Source organism: Colwellia sp. MB3u-41 (genome assembly GCF_014076845.1).
In the GTDB taxonomy this organism is placed as follows: Bacteria; Pseudomonadota; Gammaproteobacteria; order Enterobacterales; family Alteromonadaceae; genus Colwellia_A.
In genome coordinates, this window is sequence record NZ_JACGUT010000020.1 from 1 (window position 1) to 472 (window position 472).

Genomic DNA, 472 nt, shown 5'->3' on the forward strand with positions numbered 1-472 from the left:
TAACGCCCCACTAAGAGGCAAATAATAGTTGGTTATAATAGAGAGCGAAGCGAACAAAACCAACTGTTATTTGTCCTGCTTGAGTGGCTTGTTATGTTGCAGCTTGCCCGCTACCTTCGAGTACAGGGCTATAAATACCCCAAATAGCAAACACTACTAATAATATTGACAAAACACCAAGCCAAATAAGCACCGACATAGATTTACTACTTTTACATTTACTCACTTTAAACAAAATAAAAGCAGAGATTAAACCTAAAATACCCCAGTAACGATAAGTGCCAATTAATAAAGATGTTTGAAATGGTAGCTCCGATTCAAACGAATCAAATACATTTTCAAATTCTTTAATGAAGATAAAAGCTCCATACGCAAACAAGCCAAAATAAAGCGTTGAAGCTGTAGCGGCTAATATTTGAAAGTTACTCTTAATCTGATTCATGAACTGCATCTCCTTTTGCAACATAACGCC

The 472-nt window shown here is 36.0% G+C and carries 1 protein-coding gene; it reads right to left on the reverse strand.

Annotation, left to right across the window (positions count from 1 at the left end; translation table 11 throughout):
• Positions 1-91: 91 nt before the first annotated feature.
• A partial coding sequence (locus tag H4J73_RS01180) for a hypothetical protein (protein WP_220460644.1) occupies positions 92-472 on the reverse strand: 381 nt, incomplete at its 5' end.